Genomic DNA, 17062 nt, shown 5'->3' on the forward strand with positions numbered 1-17062 from the left:
TTCATCACCCACCACCCCAATGTAATTATTGTCAGACAAAATTAATAAGCTCTTGGAGAAAGTAATGGCGACTCATTTTGATTATATCTGTATCGGCGGCGGCAGCGGCGGTATCGCATCAGCAAACCGTGCGGCAATGTACGGTGCTAAAGTAGCGCTTATCGAAGCTCAAGACCTTGGCGGTACCTGTGTAAACGTTGGTTGTGTGCCTAAGAAAGTGATGTGGCACGGCGCGCAAGTTGCAGAAGCAATGAACCTGTACGCAGAAGACTACGGCTTCGATGTAGATGTAAAAGGTTTCGACTGGAGCAAACTGGTTGAGAGTCGTCAGGCTTACATTGGTCGTATCCACCAATCTTACGACCGCGTTCTTGGCAACAACAAAGTAAACGTGATTAAAGGCTTTGCTAAGTTTGTTGACGAGAAAACAGTTGAAGTAAACGGTGAACACTACACAGCAGATCACATCCTGATCGCAGTGGGTGGTCGTCCAACGATTCCAAACATCCCAGGCGCAGAATACGGCATCGATTCAAACGGCTTCTTCGAGCTTGCTGAGCAACCAAAACGCGTTGCAGTGATCGGTGCAGGTTACATCGCGGTAGAAATCGCTGGCGTACTGCATGCACTTGGCACAGAAACGCACCTATTCGTTCGTAAAGAATCACCTCTACGTAGCTTCGATCCAATGATCATCGAAACGCTAGTAGAAGTGATGGACGCAGAAGGTCCGACTCTGCACACCCACTCTGTTCCAAAAGAAGTGGTAAAAGAAGCAGACGGCAGCCTAACTCTGCACCTAGAAAACGGTGAGAGCCAAAACGTTGATACCCTAATCTGGGCAATCGGTCGTCACCCAGCAACTGACGCTATCAACCTAGCATCAACTGGCGTTGCAACGAACGATCGTGGCTACATCAAGGTAGACGAATACCAAGAAACGAACGTGAAAGGCATCTACTGTGTAGGTGACATCATGGAAGGTGGTATCGAGCTAACACCAGTGGCTGTTAAAGCGGGTCGTCAACTTTCTGAGCGTCTGTTCAACAACAAACCAAACGCGAAGATGGACTACGATTTGGTACCAACCGTGGTATTTAGCCACCCACCAATCGGCACTATCGGTCTAACGACTCAAGAAGCAGAAGAGAAATACGGTAAAGACAACATCAAAGTCTACACGTCTGGCTTCACTGCGATGTACACAGCGGTTACTAAGCACCGTCAACCATGTAAGATGAAGCTAGTATGTGCTGGCGAAGAAGAAACGGTTGTTGGTCTTCACGGCATCGGCTTCACCGTTGATGAAATGATTCAAGGCTTCGGCGTAGCAATGAAGATGGGCGCAACCAAAGCAGACTTCGACTCTGTTGTGGCTATCCACCCAACGGGCTCTGAAGAGTTCGTGACGATGCGTTAATCACGCGTGAATCACTTTGCTGATTTAAGCAGATAAACAAGAAGGGTCATCAATTACTTGATGACCCTTTTTCTATTCACGTTTTAAAACGTTCGGGGGTATTTCGGAGCCGTTTACGCGTTTTACTTAACTGCGCGAACCAATTCAGCAATACCTTCCCAATCGCCGTTGTCCATCATAGCGGTTGGAACCATCCAAGTACCGCCACACGCTACAACCGATTTCAGCGCTAGGTAATCTTCCACGTTAGATGGGCTTACACCACCTGTTGGCATGAATTCCACTGGGTAAACTGCCGTTAGTGCTTTAAGCATGTTTACGCCGCCTGAAGGCTCAGCAGGGAAGAACTTCAGGGTACGTAGACCCATTTCCATTGCTTGCTCAACCAAGCTTGGGTTGTTCACACCCGGTACGATTGTCACGTTGCGTTGCTGACAGTATTTCACTGTCGTTGGGTTGAAACCAGGGCTCACGATAAAGTCCACACCCGCTTCAATCGCGATGTCCACTTGCTCTGTTGTCAGGACTGTACCAGCACCGATCAGCAGTTCTGGGTACGCTTCACGCATGATGCGGATCGACTCAGCCGCCGCTTCAGTGCGGAATGTTACTTCCGCACATGGTAAACCGTTTTCTACCAACACTTTTGCCAGTGGCAGAGCGTGTGCTACATCGTTGATTGCGATAACTGGGACGATTTTGATTTCTCTTAATCGTTGTTCAAGTGTTGTCATGGGTAACCTCTAAAGAATAAAGCTTAATGTTGCTACGATAATAAATGCGATACCACCAAGTAAAGTTTCCATTACCGTCCAAGTTTTTAGCGTTGTTTTCTCATCCATCTCTAGTAGACGAGATACAAGCCAGAAACCAGAGTCGTTGAAGTGAGAAAGCACTGTTGCACCACCTGCAATCGCGATAACGATAAAACATAGGTCTAGCTCGCTCAAACCAGTTGATGCTGCCACTACTGGTGCGATAAGTGCTGCAGTTGTCGTTAGCGCTACGGTTGCAGAGCCTTGAGCAACGCGCAGACAGGTAGAGATAACAAACGCCGCTACGATCACTGGCATGCCTGTGTCAGTCAGAACGTCTGCTAGTGCATCACCGATACCACTTGCACGCAGTACGCCACCAAACATGCCGCCCGCACCTGTTACTAGGATAACGCCACAGATCGGAGCCAATGAGTCGCCACACAGCTTCTCAAGTTTTGCCATGCCGTAGTCTTTCGCAAATACCGCAAGAGACACTAGCAGGGTAATCAGCAGTGCTACCGGTGTTTTACCTAGCATACGTAGGAATTCAACCAGTGCTGTTTTGCCATCAATCACACCCGCAACCGCTAGTGTGTTCAATACTGTGTCTAAACAGATTAGCAGTACAGGCAGCACTAGGATGGTCATTACTGTGCCAAATTTTGGCAGTTTAGATTCGTCAACTTGTGTTTCACCGTTGAAGAACGCTTTTGATAGTGGGATATCGAATTTCTTGCCCGCGTACAGACCAAATAGGTAAGCGCCTAGGTACCAAGTTGGGATAGCGACTAGGATACCAACAACAAGCAGTAGACCAATGTTTGCGCCTAAAAATTCTGCTGCTGCAACTGGACCTGGGTGCGGAGGAACAAAGCCGTGCATTACTGCAAACGCACCCGCTGCTGGTAGTGCGTATTTGATTGGCGAACCACCAAAGCGTGCTGCCACACTTAGGATGATTGGCATCATTACCACTAGACCAGCGTCAAAGAAGATTGGGAAACCGAACAGTAGTGAAGCCACACCCAACGCAAATGGTGCGCGCTCTTTACCGAAGCGTCCAATCAAAGTATCTGCCAGCACTTGCGCACCGCCAGTTACTTCCAAAATCTTACCGATCATTGCGCCAAGACCAACCAGCAATGCAACTGAAGCCAGCGTGCCACCGAAACCACTCATCATGGTTGGGACAACTTGGTCAGAAGAAACGCCAGTCGCAATCGCAGTACCTAAACTCACCATCGTTAGGGAAGCGAAAGCGTGCACTTTTAGCTTAATAATCAATACAAGTAACGCCGCAATCGCGAGGACTGCAATCGTTAATAGGAACGTAGGGTCTGGAGCTTGGGTTAGCTGTTCCATGGGTTCACCTTTAAAAATTATTGTTTGTGTTGTGGTTCACATTTATTTGAGTTACCGGTAACATGTTACCGATAACATGAATAAGATAAACCCATATTTTAAAGTGAATTCAAAAATTGAGATCACGCGCAAATTTGTTATGAGGATAAGTTATGGCTGGTAGTAGTGTCGTCGTTATGGGCGTTTGTGCGAGTGGCAAAACCACAATTGGTGAGCACTTGGCGAAAAAGCTAGGACGTAAATTCATTGATGGTGATGATCTTCACCCACGAGCAAACATTCAGAAGATGGCGTCAGGTCAACCTCTGAACGACGACGACCGCAAACCTTGGCTAGAACGTATCCGCGACGCTGCTTATAGCTTAGAAAGCAAAAATGAGCACGGCATTATTGTCTGCTCGGCACTAAAAAAGATTTATCGTGACCAAATCCGCGAAGGCAACGAGAACGTGACCTTCCTCTTCCTAGACGGAAGTAAAGAACTGATCCTTGAGCGTATGCGTGCTCGTCAAGGTCACTTTATGAAAGAGAACATGGTCAACAGCCAGTTCGAAGCTCTAGAACGCCCAGAAGATGAGCCTCGCACCATTTTCGTCAGCATTGATGCAACCATCGAAGACGTTGTGTCGAATGCCGCTGAGTTAATCCTAGTGCAAGACGAGGCAATGGCATGACTCATCAAGTAATTTTAGACGTTACCCAACGCTTAGTTGAGCGCAGCCAAGAGGCGCGTGCGGCGTTTCTTGCTCGCACTGAAGTCCAAGCAGAAGCAGGTAAAGGTCGTATCGGTCTGTCTTGCGGTAACTTGGCTCACGCTGTTGCGGCATCTTGTTCTTCAGAAAAGAAAAGCATTCTGGATTTCACTCATTCGAATGTAGCGCTGATCAGTGCTTACAACGATATGTTAAGTGCCCACCAGCCTTACCAACACTACCCTGATCAAATCAAACAAGTGCTGTCTGGTTACGGTCACACTGCGCAAGTTGCTGGTTGTGTTCCGGCAATGTGTGATGGCGTGACTCAAGGTCAAGCGGGCATGGACATGTCACTGTTTTCTCGTGACTTAATTGCTCAATCAACAGCGCTTTCACTGAGCCACAACGTATTCGATGCGACCTTGCTTCTGGGTATCTGCGACAAGATCGCGCCGGGACAATTGATGGGCGCGCTGTCTTACGCACACCTACCAACGGCATTTGTGCCAGCAGGTTTGATGGCAACGGGCATCAGCAATGAAGAGAAAGTCGACGTTCGCCAAAAATACGCGGCGGGCGAAGTTGGCAAAGACGCACTGCTTGATATGGAGTGTCGCGCTTACCACTCGGCGGGCACATGTACTTTCTACGGCACAGCAAACACCAACCAGCTTGTGTTTGAAGCCATGGGTTTGATGCTGCCAGGTTCGGCATTCATCCATCCACATACTGAGCTGCGCAAGGCATTGACTGATCACGCTGCTCTGAAAATTGCGGCAATGAATGCAGGTTCAGCCAACTTCCGTCCATTATCTGAAGTTGTCACAGAAAAGAGCCTGATCAACGGTATTATTGCGCTGTTGGCATCGGGCGGCAGCACCAACCACACTATCCACATGTTGGCGGTGGCGCGTGCGGCAGGTTTGATTCTGACATGGCAAGACATCAGTGACCTATCTGAAGTCGTGCCACTATTAGCGCGCGTTTACCCGAACGGTCCAGCAGACATGAACGCGTTCCAAGAAGCGGGTGGCGTACCTGCGCTATTGCATCGTTTGGACGAGTCAGGCTTGCTTCATCGTGACGTGAAACCGGTATTCGGCGAATTCGAAGACCAAATGACGCTACCTACACTAGTCGACAGCAAACTGACTTGGACACCATGTGGTGGCAGCCAAGACGGCGAAGTGATTGCTGCGCCAACGCAAGCTTTCCAAAACACCGGTGGTACTCGCGTACTCAACGGAAACTTGGGTAAAGCGGTAGTGAAAGTGTCTGCGGTGAAAGAAGATCAGCGCATCATCGAAGCGCCTGCGATCGTATTCCAATGCCAACACGAAGTGGAAGCGGCGTACAAACGCGGTGAGCTAAACCAAGATTGCATCGTGGTCGTGACGCACAACGGTCCTGCAGCGAACGGCATGCCAGAGCTGCATAAACTGATGCCAATTCTCGGCAACGTGCAGAAAGCGGGCTTTAAAGTCGCGCTAGTGACGGACGGTCGACTATCGGGTGCATCGGGTAAGATTCCATCAGCAATCCACGTTTCTCCAGAAGCAATTCGTGGCGGCGCGATTGGCTTGGTACGTAATGGCGACATCATCCGCGTTGATTGCCAAACTGGCGAGCTAAACAACCTAAGCGATGTTACGGGTCGTGAATTGTTAGAGATGGATACTGAAGCGAAACAACAGACTTGGGGTCGTGGTTTCTTTAGCGTGATTCGTCAGAGCGTTTCGAGCGCAGAAGAAGGCGCAAGCTTTATTGTTTAGGACGGGAAGAAAGACCCCGTCATTCCGACGAGCCTAAGCGAGATCAGGAATCTAATATCAAAGTGCTGTGAAGCGAGAGGAAACACCTCTGCCACAGCACTTTTTGTTGGTAGATTCTGAATCACGCTCGTCCCTCGCTGTTCAGAATGACGATATCTAGGATTCAGGCAAAGAACATCAAGCCGTCTTCATCACCACAACCGCGGCAATCACCACAAAGATACCAAACCAGCCAATCGGCTTAAGCTTTTGTTTGAACAGCAAAGCGCCACCAATCGCGGTACCTAAGATACCGATCGCGCCCCAAGAGGCATAGGCGATCGCAAGGTCGATCTCTTTTACCGCTTGAGCAAGTAAGGTAAACGCCGCCATAACCAACACAATCGCAGTGATGCCCCACCCTTTGTGCTTAAAGCCTTTAGAGCGAGTCAGTGCCATGTTCGCCATGATGTCGACCAACGCCGCCATGACAACAAATCCAAATGAAACAGTAAAAAATTGGCTCATGATTAACACCTCGCACTCGATGAGTTTGGCAACTCATCTTTTTGTTGAGGCTGACCGTGTGATTCGCCTAGCGTCACACACACGATACCGACCACTGCCAGCGCCAAACCAAGCAACTGCTGCGTACTTAAGTTGGCATCAAATAAAACGATAGAAACTAGGGTAATCAAGGCGATACCCAAACCTTCCCATGTTGCGTACGCGACACCGATAGAGATTTTCTTTGCCGCTTTCGACAAGAAGTAATAGGAAATGGCGATCAGTACGTACATCACCAGATAGCCTTCCCACGCATTACTTTCACCAATAAACGACATCGTACTGGTACCGGCAACTTCGGCAACGATGGCGAGCAATAAAAATAGACGTGCAATGAGCATGATTCATCCTCCTAAGAAATTAAAAAACTGCATAACGGAGAATGGTGAATGTCCTTTAAGAATCAGACATTCAAAGAATTGATAAGATAAAAAGAGCCGCTTCTCCTGACTATTTGTAGTCAGATTAGCCCTTCTTCAGCAAAACAGACAGGTAATTGAGATATTCATTTTTGAATATCTAAAAGGGCAGTTTGCCTATCCGATCACGTTAATGGCGTATTGAGGGTTTGCTGCACCACTTGGTGCAAATGGCGATGCAATGGGTGGTTACGGTAGGTCTGTAAATAACCTCCAGAAACAACAAATTGGCTGAACTCTCGGTTGACCATCGGCATTGGATAAGAGGCAAGCTCGTGCATCAAATGTGCAGTACTTTGGCTGGCATACATGATGGCATCGGTCTCAAGCAGCATTTGGCAAGCGACGCGCAAGTTGTAGGATTTAAGTAGTACGACCGGCTCGTAACCCATTCGGCGATATTCCGATTCCACCGTACACAGCGGATTGTAGGATGCTGGTGCAGGCAAAGAGACCAGTGGCAATTCCGACACCGTATCCCAGTCATTACTGACTTGCGACAAGGTTGGATGGTCTTTACGCGCCAAAATCACACGCTTTTCAACAAATAACGGGCGCATGTAGATGTCTTTCGATAACTCGGTTTCTTGGTCGAGAATACAGTAGTCGTGCTCGCCCTCTAGCATCTCGTCTTGGGAATAAATGTTCCAACTTGAGAAAGCAAACGAGGCTTGAGGAAAGGCTTGATGGCAACCGCGTAATAAACGCTGACCTTGTTCGTCCATCAAATAAGGGTCAGTCACAATCGCAATCTGACCTTGGTATTCGAGTGGGTCAAAGTCCGAAAACTCCTGCACTACTTTTTCTAGCGGCGACAGCATGTTATCGAACTCCGCCGCTAAGCGAATCGCCATTGGGGATGGCTCTACCCCATGGGCTTTACGCACAAACAGCGGATCATCAAACACGTCTTTGAGTTTCATCACCCCACGACTAGCACTGGGCTGCGAAATGCCAAGTTGCATCGCCGCCAACTTGATACTGCGGTTATCCACCACGGCTTTAAGTAAGCGCATTAAATTCAGATCCAACGCATCAAGTTGATGTGGCATGCCCGTGTCCCTATCAGAAACGAATGATGAAAGATAAACGTGAGTGAGTTAGACGCTTTCGCCTGCCGTAATTTGATAGCCCATGTCGACTTTGGTCTCTGTTTGCTCTTCACCCTTTAGGCGTGCAATCAGTAACTCGGCACTTTTCTCACCAATCTCGAAACGCGGTGTATCCACACTGGTCAGTTTCGGGCTAATAGTTTGCCCGATATCTAATGCGTTGTAGCCCACCACCGCAAGTTGATCTGGCACTTTGATGCCGCGTTGTTGAGCACTCAACAAAGTACCAATCGCGATGTCGTCGTTGGTACAAAATACACCATCAAGTTCTGGGTAGGTTGCCAGTGCGCGCTCCAATAAATCATGCGCCAACGAAAAGCTAGAGTGATCGCCCGTTAGCACGTGCTTTGGCTCCAATCCTGCTTCTGTCATCGCGCGATCGTAACCCTGCATACGCAATTTAGTACGCGTATCCAAGCGAGCACCGAAGTAAACAATCGTCCGTTTGCCCGACTCCAACATGCGCTTTACGACGCTGTAAGAAGCGTCTTCGTGATCCATACCAACCGCCATATCAATCGGCTGCTCTGGCAGTTCCATGGTCTCTACCACAGGAACACCTGCGTTTTTGATCATCTGCAAAGTGCGTTGAGTGTGGTGGCTTTCGGTTAGGATTAAGCCGTCAACTTGGTAAGAAAGCAGCGACGCGATTTTGCGTTCTTCTTCCAGCTCGTCATAACTAAAGTGCGCAAGCAGTGTTTCATAGCCATTAGCTTTAGTGACCGTTTCAATGCCCTGAACAAAAGACGCAAAAATTTGGTTGGACAGTGAAGGCAGTAAAATACCAATCGCTTTACTGGAAGACTTCGACAACATCGCCGGAGCACGGTTTTCGATGTAGCCCATCTCTTCAATTACAGCGGCAATTTTCACTCGTGTTTTTTCTGCCACTGAGTCTGGATTGCGCATGTAACGCGAGACGGTCATCTTTGTTACGCCAACTTTGTCTGCGACATCCTGCAATGTCGTTCGTGCTTTCTTATTCTGCTGAGCCATAAATATCTAATTTATCAGTAATGTTACTAGTAACATTATGACGAATAGACTCCTCGCCGACAAGCTTAGTAAAAACCATCCACTACATCATTAATAAAATCATAACCTTAGTGCTTAAATAACCATCAAGATGCAAACTAAACATTGTGACTCAAAGCCGAATAAATAAATGACATTAATATTGAGTTTCTTATAAGATAGCGTACCTAAAACAATAAGATATAAAGCACCGTGCAGTTAGGCTCCAGCGAAACCCAGATTTACTATCACCTGCTTGATCTGGACGACTCTCAGAAGCAGCAATACCTTAACGAATTGCAGCAGAGTCAGCCTGAGCTTTACCTCCAAGTCGCCCCTCTTTTAGCCAGTGAAAACGAAGAAGAACACCTCACAGAGTTGCTCGGCTTCGGCGCTAGCTTGGCCACAACACAAGAGGTCGATCTAACAGGCGAAGTGGTCAGCAAGTACCGCCTTACCCATGAGTTAGGGCGTGGAGGTATGGGGGTCGTGTATGCGGCACTGCGCGCTGACGAGACGTTCGAGCAAGACCTTGCGATCAAGTTCATTCAAACCAATCTCAGTAATGTATTAGGCAAACGCGCCCTATTTGATGAAGCTCAGCTTCTGGCTCGCTTAAACCACCCTTACATTGCCAAAGTGTTTGATGGCGGCTTGCACGGTGATTCGGTTTACATCGTGATGGAACGCGTTTTTGGTCAGACTCTAGACACGTATTTGTTGCTCACGCCAATGGAAGACGATGACAAGTTATTGCTGTTTAAGCAGATTTGTCAGGCAATGGAACACGCCCACCAGCATCAAGTCCTGCATGCGGATCTCAAACCAGAAAACATCCTCATTGATCGTAATAAACGGCCAAAGCTGCTCGATTTCAACCTGACGCAAAAGGTGCAATCAAGCGGTGATGATTCGTCTCCCGCATTGATTGCCTTCAGTGAAAAATACGCTAGTCCAGAGCAACAAGCTGGGCAGTTTTTAACCGAACAAAGTGATGTGTATTCACTGGGTAAGATTCTGGCGTTGATGTTTCCTGAACAGCCAATGTGGTCAGACATTTATTGGGTGGTGAGACGCGCGACACGAGCGAAAGCAAAGCAACGCTACCTCAATGTTCGAACACTACGCCAAGATATTGAATGTATTTTGGAACGACGTCCAATCGAGCAAAAGAAGCACTGGCCGCTGTACAGTACGCTTCGTTTGGTACAACGTCGACCGCTGCCATCGGTGTTGTCCGCGATCTTAGTGTTATCTGGCTTGCTGTTTGGTAACACTCTGATTCAAAAGAACATACAACTGCAACAAGAGAAGAAGATTGCAGAAGACATCATGTACGAAGTCACGCGCCTTGTCTTTCACGCCAAGGGGCAAAATGTCGAGCATATGTCCGTCAGTGCCATGATGGAGCTGACACGTAGGCGGATTCTGTCTAACCCAGATATCCCCAAACACATAAAACAGAAAATGTTGTTGGCGATGATGACGCCGGTGCCAGAGAAGCACCTTACAAAATCAATAAGTTGTCAGCCAAATTGTGCACCAAAGGACCGCACTCAACAGTAAGGCTAAACACGAAAAAGGCTTAAAATTTAAGATGTACACACGTTCCGTTGCGATCTGGCTATCGGCTTTAGCGATAGCACCAGCATGGGCGAACTCCACTTCTACGACTCCGTCGGCAGAAGCGACAGCGCCTACCATAAAGCAAGGTTTCTTCATCGATTCACCGGTGACTGGTCTGTATTACAAAACCAGTTCCAACCTATCTGGCCACACCGATAAAGGCGCATTTCAATATCGCCCTGGTGATGTCATCAGCTTCTTCCTAGGCAATGACGATAACGGCTACTTGCTCACGACGATGTCGAGCCAGGAAGTGCTTACTCCGACTATGGCAACCACCAAGCCAAGCCGCAGCATCAACATGACCCGCTTGTTGCTCTCTCTCGACAGCACACCAGAAAACCGCCAAGAAATCGTGCTAGCTAATAAGGTGTTATCCGACCCTGCCTTCCAAGCGCAACTCAAACGTCTTGACCTCAACTTCTTAGATGACGCTAAACACCAATTCAATTTGGATTGGGTTTCGGTACAAGAAGCGGTTGAACACCTAAATGAAAGCCAACGCTACATCGAAAAAAACTTCGCCTCAGATGAAATCATTTTCGAGCCTCGTGACGTGCGCTTTAAGAACATCATCATCAAGAAAAAAGACTGGCAAGGTCGCGCCTGCGCGTTCGATATTCGCTACCAACATCACCCGCGTTACCGCCCACCGATTGGTGAGGTCAATTTCACCATTACTGAAGAAAACCTAATTCAGCACCCAAGCATTGGCGACTACTTCCAAGGCTGCTTCTTAGCACTCAATCACAGTGTGACAGAAGACATTATCGAACCGATTGAAAAGTTTTCAGAATGGGAAAGCTTGGTTGGCTGCGCGTATAAAGGCTGTACTCGTAATGATCTCAATGGCTTCTCATTAGAAGATTACAACGATGATGGCGACTGGAAATATCGCTCTGTCGCGCTCAACTTCGACCCTAGTACCCAGCTTTTGATGGAAAAAGTGCAAGGTTTGGGGCAAAACGAGCACGTTAAGCACCACAACCGCACCGAAATGTTGTGGTTCACTTACCCTGATTCCATCGATAGCCAAATTGCCTACCAAGGCGTGTGGCAACAAACTCAATACCTGCAAGACTCGATGAAGCAATCGTGTCTACTGATGCGTCATAACCAAGTGTTGCGCCTACCAGTTGATGCCGTTACCTGCCCGACAGATACCAGCCTATACACCCAAGATGTCACCAACGAGTATTTGGATATGTGGTGGGTCAACAATGATCAGGCGAGCGCTGAGTTGGCACAGATGAACGTGATGGTGCGCTGGTCGTCAAAACCTTCTGAGATCAACTACACCACGTGGGAATATCTGCCTGCTGGCAAGAGCTGGGAGCAAGGTATTTTGTATCGCTACCAACAAGACATCAGCCGTAATCGTGATGGGTCTGACCGCATTGAAACCCATTCTATCTCTGAGTTTGTAAAAGTAAGTGAGGACGTATAGCCATGGCTTCTAAATCTACCCTGACGCAAATTATCCAGCAGTGGCAAGCCGGCAATAAAAAAGCGGAAAGTGAGTTGTACCAATTCGCTTACCTACAACTGCGTAAGATTGCTCAGCAAGAACGTGAGCGCAACGCAGAGAAATACGGCACCGACAACAAGGTACTGGCAGATAGCGTAAACAGCACCACGGCGCTCATTCATGATGCGTATCTAAAAATGTCTAGCTGCGACATGAGTGAGATTGAAACCAAGCGTGATTTCTTCTTAATGGCAGCCAAAGTGATGCGCCAGATCCTGATTGACAATGCACGCGCCCATCAAGCGCAGAAGCGACAACACATCACCTTGATGAAGGAGGAAGAAGATCGTTTCGAGCAACTCATCATCATGGACAAAGCGCTCGACAACTTTAGTGTGCGCTATCCGCGCCAATCCAACGCACTAAAGCTCAAGTACCTGATGGGCATGAAAAACCAAGAGATCTGTGAACTGCTCGAATGCAGCGCCAGTTTGATTGAAAAAGACCTTAAGTTCTCGCGCAGTTGGCTGCAATCAAGAATGGCGCACGCGTAGCATCATGACGAAAAAATACTGGATTGCAGGCGCACTGGGTGTCTGCTTAATGGCAAGCTACTGGCTTTCAGATGAACAAACAGCCGCTGCGGCTGCCAATATAGAACCAACACAAAATGGCCTAGATAAGAGAAAAACATCCCAAGGTGAACGCACTTCGTTGATTGAAGTGAAGCAAGCCTTAACCTCCTCAGTACTAGAGAGAAACAACGATCTCGCCTTTGAAAAAGCACTCGAATCGACCTTGTCAGATCAGCCTGAACAGGTTCAAGATGCTTTTGGATCATCGGTGGTCGATTACTCCGGAGACCTGACTCAAACCTACGTGAGTAGCAACGTAAACAATGATGCGACTAACAATGGCAAACCGATCATTAACCTTGCGGTAGAGCAGCAATTACAAACCATCATTTTTGGTTGGGAGCTGACGCAAAACAACCCTATTAACTACTCATTGGGATTGGAGCAATTGTTTGAAGACCCCGAGGGTGACCTTCTCACGACCCGAATCTGGTTGGAAAACGCCAATGGACTGAGTGTTCTCAACCAAGGGCAAATCATGTTGCAAGGCGCACCAAAAGCGTTCGACCAAACCACTTACTTAGCGGTATCTGCGCGCGATGACCATCATGGTACAGAAGACCATGCTTGGGTTACCACGCGCTTTGAACTGCCAGCAGTAACCGAAGAACAAAATGATACTGAACACCCTCTGATCGATGGCATTGTGTATCGCCTTGAATCCACAACATTGCTTGGTGGAAAGAAATACGCCTATGAAGTTGTGTACTGTGAGGCATTTAAATTTGTCGAAGAAGAGGTCTTTTATGCGGCTTCCAACAACAAAACTCGTTGTCCTGAAGAGCAGGAACTAAAAAAAGTCGGCCAGTATCAGATCAGCGATGAATCATTAATCGTGCAAGCAAACGGCTCACAACAAATTTGGACCACGAAAAAGGTCTATACCTCACGCGTGCACAAAGAGACCGAAAACTATTTCATTACCGTTTTCGATGATAATCGTTTCGAAAGCTACACCATGCAAAAGAACAAACGCTCAATGGAAGAACGTTTGAACGTCAATACAGGGGAGAAGCTATATCAAACCACACTATTTGATTTGCTTATCCCTACTGCGGGAGGTTACCGTCTTGCAACCGCTAGCAACTACATTTTTGACCGAAACTTCGCTCAAGATGGTGAGTGGTATGACAGCTTTGACTCGGATCTCAACGTAGTGACGTCATACAGCGACCTATTTGGTCATGAGATGTGCCCATTTTGGGATGTCTCTATCATCGCAGGAGAAGGTATGTTCAGTGATATCATCTCCTACTCCGATAAGGCCGATTGTCAGACGGCTCCTAAACTGTCTACGTACGCATTCGTCATATTTAATAATGACTATCATCCCAATGATGTATTTCTCCACGGCGAAACGTATAGCTACATTTTGCGCCCGCTACCTCAATACGCCAGTGAAGTTGAAGAGTTTAAAATCAATATGATTTATCACGATCCGATTGGGACAAAAACCACTCAGAAATTAACTAAAAACTCAAAATAAGTCTTTGTATTCCATAACCAGCACTCTTATTGATAATTCAAACAATTAATCTGATCAACAAAAAAATATTCAAAGTTTTTTTACGGTTTTTTTTCGGTTTTTCGTATCTTGAAGCTGCTTCCAAAAACGATCCAAAATGCGCTGCTTTTCCAATCTCACTAGTGAGATTTGAAGATAAAACAATAAAAAGCGACTTTCTCATTCGGAAACGAAACAAGGATTAAAACAATGAATAAGGTGAGTTTACTAGCAGCGTCAGTGGCTATCGCGCTAACAGGTTGTGGTGGTTCAGATGGTGGCTCAAACGGCGGTAATGCTGGCGTAGTGATCACAGGCTTTGATGGCTACTTCAAAAATGCAGTTGTGTTTGAAGATCTGAACAACAATGGCCAATGGGACACCAATGATACATTCCTTGGTCTAACCGATGAGAAAGGTCAGCTTAAAATCAAAGCAAAACCAGAGACAACTCTGGCTCTACAAACCATCACACCGAACGGTGTGAAACAGAAACAGCTTATCGCTTTAGATCCGACTTACGCAGGCACTTACACTGTAGATATGGATCACCCAAGCCAAGCGATGGCTCACGAACTGGTTTTCCGCGCACCAAACTCGTCTAACGTTATCTCACCAATCACAGACCTTGTCGCGATTGAGATGGCAAACAACAGCTCGCTAACAGAAGAAGAAGCGGCAGCAAAAGTAAGCCAAGCACTTGGTGGTACAGAAGAAGCTCCTATCGATCTGTACAGTGACTTCGTTTCGGGTGTAGATAAAAGCGCCGAGCTACATAAAACCGCTCAGATTCTGACTGAATCAAAAGCGCAAAACCCAGCAAACTACGAGAAGAAAGCAACTGAATTCGCTAAAGAAGCGGATGCTATCGTAGGCGAAATGACGCAAGAGCAAATCACGGATGTGAACAACAAACCAGTGATTGAAGACTCAACGCCAAACAGCAACGAGCTGTCTCCGGTTCCGGTATACAACAACAAGCTTGTGGTTAACGAAGACGTTGAAGAAGCGGCAGAAGATAAGCTAGAGAACCTACCTGAGATCGTTAAAGGCGCAGGTTTCGATGGTGTAGAGCTTAACATTGAAGGTCTATTCAAAGACAAAGACCAAAACCTTGTCACACCTAAATTGACTCATAACCTTGCTGGTACAGGTATCGAAGCTCGCATCGAAGGCAACCAATTGGTTCTTTCACCAGCGGCTGAAGTCACCAAAGCCGGTGAGTTTGAAATCATCCTAACGGCTGAAGATAAAGACTCTACAGGCAAAACACTTGCTACTGTAAGTACAGTATTTGAGCTGGACATCGAAACCGCGAACCAAGCGCCGACCATCATTGAAGCAGAACAAAAACGTCTGCAAAGCATCATTGATGACTGGCAACTACAGCAAGGTGAAGCTTTTGAGCAAACTCTAGACATTTCAGGTCTTTTCAAAGACGAAGATGGCCAACTAGAAGAATATTCTGCTGAATCGATCTCTATCGCTGGCTTGTCTATCGATGAAGACGACAACGCAATCATCACAATCGAAGGCACACCAGAAAAAGCTTACGCTGCAGGCCAAACTTTTACCGTTGGCGTAGAAGATAACGAAGATGGTAAAACTCGCGTCACCTTTAAACTGCCAGAAGTGAAAGAAGGCGCTACACCGCCGCCAGTCGTACCTACTCTAGGCTTCACTATCGACCACTTTAACGGCAAAGCGGCAAAAATGGGCAGCTTCGCGCGCAACGATGGCGAAATCGGCCATGCGATTCTTATGAAAGATGCCGAAGGCCTACTATGGTGTTGGGGCTCAAACGATGATGAGCAAGGCGAAGAATACTCGGCAAACATCAGTGATAACCTAAGCAACTCTTGGGAATCAGAGTACGACCCATACGCGATTTTGGCAAAACTGGACAAGCTACCAAACTACGCGGCTTACCAAGACAAAGATTGTTGGGACGTAGAGATCAAAGACGGCAAATTGTACGACGATGAAGGTTCTGAGTATGAAATGCTATACCAAAACAAAACCACACAAGGCGACTACCAAATCCTTGTGAAAATCGATGGTGATGAGTTGTTCTGGTTTGATTCAACCGATACACCTTTCGCACAAGCACTACCAGTGAGCGAAAAGGTTGCGAACGGTAAGGTTGAATTTGATATGACGGTAGAAAGCGAGACCGTTGCTCAAGACGAGACTGAGCTATTTTATGCAGCAGGTAAGTTTGAGTACGCAAACGGTGCTTACGAGTACGAGTCTATCAAACCAGAAGGATTCTACACTCCAGGTAACTGGACTATCTCTCTAGATAGCGAAACAAATCGTGAAACTCTGATTCTAGAAGAAACAGGGGCAGATTCTGATTACAAGACCCGCCACCGTAACGTGAACCGTGAGTTTGGTGACTTCTACATCGGCATCAACTCAAGCGTTGAACAAAACGGTTGGGTATCAGCCCCAGAGTTCGGTCTGTACTCACACTCTCAAGAAGCAATGGAAAAAGTGATGGAATCACTACCTTTAATTGAAGACTAATGAGTAAAGACAAACAAATACTATCGAAACCTTGTTGTAGCCAGATTCATCTGCATCGCCGACGCAGAACCTTCTGGGAAAAGTGCAAAGGCATCAAAGAAGTATACTGTTGCGCTAACTGCCACAAGGAAACCCAACTCAAATAGCTCCTCTATTTGAGGCCGCAAAAAAGCCCCGCTCAAGCGGGGCTCTTTTGTATCTG

The 17062-nt window shown here is 47.2% G+C and carries 14 protein-coding genes; 8 read left to right on the plus strand and 6 right to left on the minus strand.

Annotated features, from left to right (window positions below; all coding sequences use genetic code 11):
- The first annotated feature begins 64 nt into the window (after window positions 1-64).
- Window positions 65-1420: a glutathione-disulfide reductase gene (gorA, locus tag ACLIIY_RS14785; RefSeq protein WP_005429991.1), complete on the plus strand. Its 1356-nt coding sequence runs from the start codon at window positions 65-67 to the stop codon at window positions 1418-1420.
- Between the two features lie 122 nt (window positions 1421-1542).
- On the opposite strand, the gene ACLIIY_RS14790 is transcribed toward gorA, so the two are convergent.
- Window positions 1543-2154, minus strand: a complete 612-nt coding sequence (locus ACLIIY_RS14790) for a bifunctional 4-hydroxy-2-oxoglutarate aldolase/2-dehydro-3-deoxy-phosphogluconate aldolase (RefSeq protein WP_005430025.1) — start codon at window positions 2152-2154, stop codon at window positions 1543-1545.
- A 9-nt stretch (window positions 2155-2163) separates the two neighbouring features.
- Window positions 2164-3540 (minus strand): GntP family permease, encoded by a 1377-nt coding sequence (locus ACLIIY_RS14795; RefSeq protein ID WP_005434597.1) that lies wholly within the window; start codon window positions 3538-3540, stop codon window positions 2164-2166.
- A gap of 152 nt (window positions 3541-3692) precedes the next feature.
- Here ACLIIY_RS14795 and ACLIIY_RS14800 point away from each other — a divergent pair, with 152 nt between their 5' ends.
- Together ACLIIY_RS14800 and edd are read left to right on the plus strand one after the other, a co-directional pair.
- Entirely contained in the window at window positions 3693-4214 is a 522-nt protein-coding gene (locus ACLIIY_RS14800) for a gluconokinase (RefSeq protein ID WP_005449047.1), read from the plus strand.
- Complete coding sequence (gene edd, locus ACLIIY_RS14805; protein WP_434527829.1) at window positions 4211-6007, plus strand: phosphogluconate dehydratase; 1797 nt, start codon at window positions 4211-4213, stop codon at window positions 6005-6007. Before ACLIIY_RS14800 ends, edd begins: the two co-directional genes overlap by 4 nt.
- 177 nt (window positions 6008-6184) lie before the next feature.
- On the opposite strand, the gene ACLIIY_RS14810 is transcribed toward edd, so the two are convergent.
- The 4 genes from ACLIIY_RS14810 to ACLIIY_RS14825 all read right to left on the minus strand — a co-directional run bounded on the left by ACLIIY_RS14810 (window position 6185) and on the right by ACLIIY_RS14825 (window position 9080).
- Window positions 6185-6514, minus strand: a complete 330-nt coding sequence (locus tag ACLIIY_RS14810; RefSeq protein WP_005429986.1) for an SMR family transporter — start codon at window positions 6512-6514, stop codon at window positions 6185-6187.
- 2 nt (window positions 6515-6516) lie between these two features.
- On the minus strand, window positions 6517-6894 hold the full coding sequence (locus ACLIIY_RS14815; RefSeq protein WP_050936336.1) for an SMR family transporter: 378 nt from the start codon (window positions 6892-6894) through the stop codon (window positions 6517-6519).
- 203 nt (window positions 6895-7097) lie between these two features.
- The gene (locus ACLIIY_RS14820; protein WP_020196672.1) at window positions 7098-8024 is read right to left on the minus strand and encodes a LysR family transcriptional regulator; all 927 of its coding nucleotides are present in this window, start codon (window positions 8022-8024) and stop codon (window positions 7098-7100) included.
- Window positions 8025-8072: 48 nt separating this feature from the next.
- Entirely contained in the window at window positions 8073-9080 is a 1008-nt protein-coding gene (locus tag ACLIIY_RS14825; protein ID WP_045413957.1) for a LacI family DNA-binding transcriptional regulator, read from the minus strand.
- A 231-nt stretch (window positions 9081-9311) separates the two neighbouring features.
- On the opposite strand from ACLIIY_RS14825, the gene ACLIIY_RS14830 reads away from it, so the two are divergent.
- The 5 genes from ACLIIY_RS14830 to ACLIIY_RS14850 all read left to right on the plus strand — a co-directional run bounded on the left by ACLIIY_RS14830 (window position 9312) and on the right by ACLIIY_RS14850 (window position 16860).
- Window positions 9312-10664, plus strand: coding sequence for a serine/threonine-protein kinase (locus ACLIIY_RS14830; RefSeq protein WP_434527830.1), 1353 nt, complete (start codon window positions 9312-9314; stop codon window positions 10662-10664).
- A gap of 31 nt (window positions 10665-10695) precedes the next feature.
- Window positions 10696-12171 carry a chromosome partitioning protein ParA gene (locus ACLIIY_RS14835; RefSeq protein WP_434527831.1) on the plus strand — a complete coding sequence of 492 codons (1476 nt, stop codon included), beginning with the start codon at window positions 10696-10698 and terminating at the stop codon, window positions 12169-12171.
- A 2-nt stretch (window positions 12172-12173) separates the two neighbouring features.
- The gene (locus tag ACLIIY_RS14840) at window positions 12174-12746 is read left to right on the plus strand and encodes a sigma-70 family RNA polymerase sigma factor (RefSeq protein ID WP_434527832.1); all 573 of its coding nucleotides are present in this window, start codon (window positions 12174-12176) and stop codon (window positions 12744-12746) included.
- A 4-nt stretch (window positions 12747-12750) separates the two neighbouring features.
- Window positions 12751-14313: a hypothetical protein gene (locus tag ACLIIY_RS14845; RefSeq protein WP_434527833.1), complete on the plus strand. Its 1563-nt coding sequence runs from the start codon at window positions 12751-12753 to the stop codon at window positions 14311-14313.
- A 228-nt stretch (window positions 14314-14541) separates the two neighbouring features.
- The gene (locus ACLIIY_RS14850) at window positions 14542-16860 is read left to right on the plus strand and encodes an acid phosphatase (RefSeq protein ID WP_434527834.1); all 2319 of its coding nucleotides are present in this window, start codon (window positions 14542-14544) and stop codon (window positions 16858-16860) included.
- The last annotated feature ends 202 nt before the right edge of the window (window positions 16861-17062 follow it).

Source organism: Vibrio sp. K4 (assembly GCF_051122595.1).
Taxonomy (GTDB): domain Bacteria; phylum Pseudomonadota; class Gammaproteobacteria; order Enterobacterales; family Vibrionaceae; genus Vibrio; species Vibrio owensii.

Bases quoted from the DNA above. Each gene is read 5' to 3' on its own strand.
- ACLIIY_RS14835 (WP_434527831.1), top strand. From the start codon at position 10,696: ATGTACACACGTTCCGTTGCGATCTGGCTATCGGCTTTAGCGATAGCA.
- ACLIIY_RS14810 (WP_005429986.1), bottom strand. From the start codon at position 6,514: ATGAGCCAATTTTTTACTGTTTCATTTGGATTTGTTGTCATGGCGGCG.
- ACLIIY_RS14850 (WP_434527834.1), top strand. From the start codon at position 14,542: ATGAATAAGGTGAGTTTACTAGCAGCGTCAGTGGCTATCGCGCTAACA.
- ACLIIY_RS14795 (WP_005434597.1), bottom strand. From the start codon at position 3,540: ATGGAACAGCTAACCCAAGCTCCAGACCCTACGTTCCTATTAACGATT.
- edd (WP_434527829.1), top strand. From the start codon at position 4,211: ATGACTCATCAAGTAATTTTAGACGTTACCCAACGCTTAGTTGAGCGC.
- ACLIIY_RS14845 (WP_434527833.1), top strand. From the start codon at position 12,751: ATGACGAAAAAATACTGGATTGCAGGCGCACTGGGTGTCTGCTTAATG.
- ACLIIY_RS14840 (WP_434527832.1), top strand. From the start codon at position 12,174: ATGGCTTCTAAATCTACCCTGACGCAAATTATCCAGCAGTGGCAAGCC.
- ACLIIY_RS14815 (WP_050936336.1), bottom strand. From the start codon at position 6,894: ATGCTCATTGCACGTCTATTTTTATTGCTCGCCATCGTTGCCGAAGTT.
- gorA (WP_005429991.1), top strand. From the start codon at position 65: ATGGCGACTCATTTTGATTATATCTGTATCGGCGGCGGCAGCGGCGGT.
- ACLIIY_RS14800 (WP_005449047.1), top strand. From the start codon at position 3,693: ATGGCTGGTAGTAGTGTCGTCGTTATGGGCGTTTGTGCGAGTGGCAAA.
- ACLIIY_RS14790 (WP_005430025.1), bottom strand. From the start codon at position 2,154: ATGACAACACTTGAACAACGATTAAGAGAAATCAAAATCGTCCCAGTT.
- ACLIIY_RS14825 (WP_045413957.1), bottom strand. From the start codon at position 9,080: ATGGCTCAGCAGAATAAGAAAGCACGAACGACATTGCAGGATGTCGCA.
- ACLIIY_RS14820 (WP_020196672.1), bottom strand. From the start codon at position 8,024: ATGCCACATCAACTTGATGCGTTGGATCTGAATTTAATGCGCTTACTT.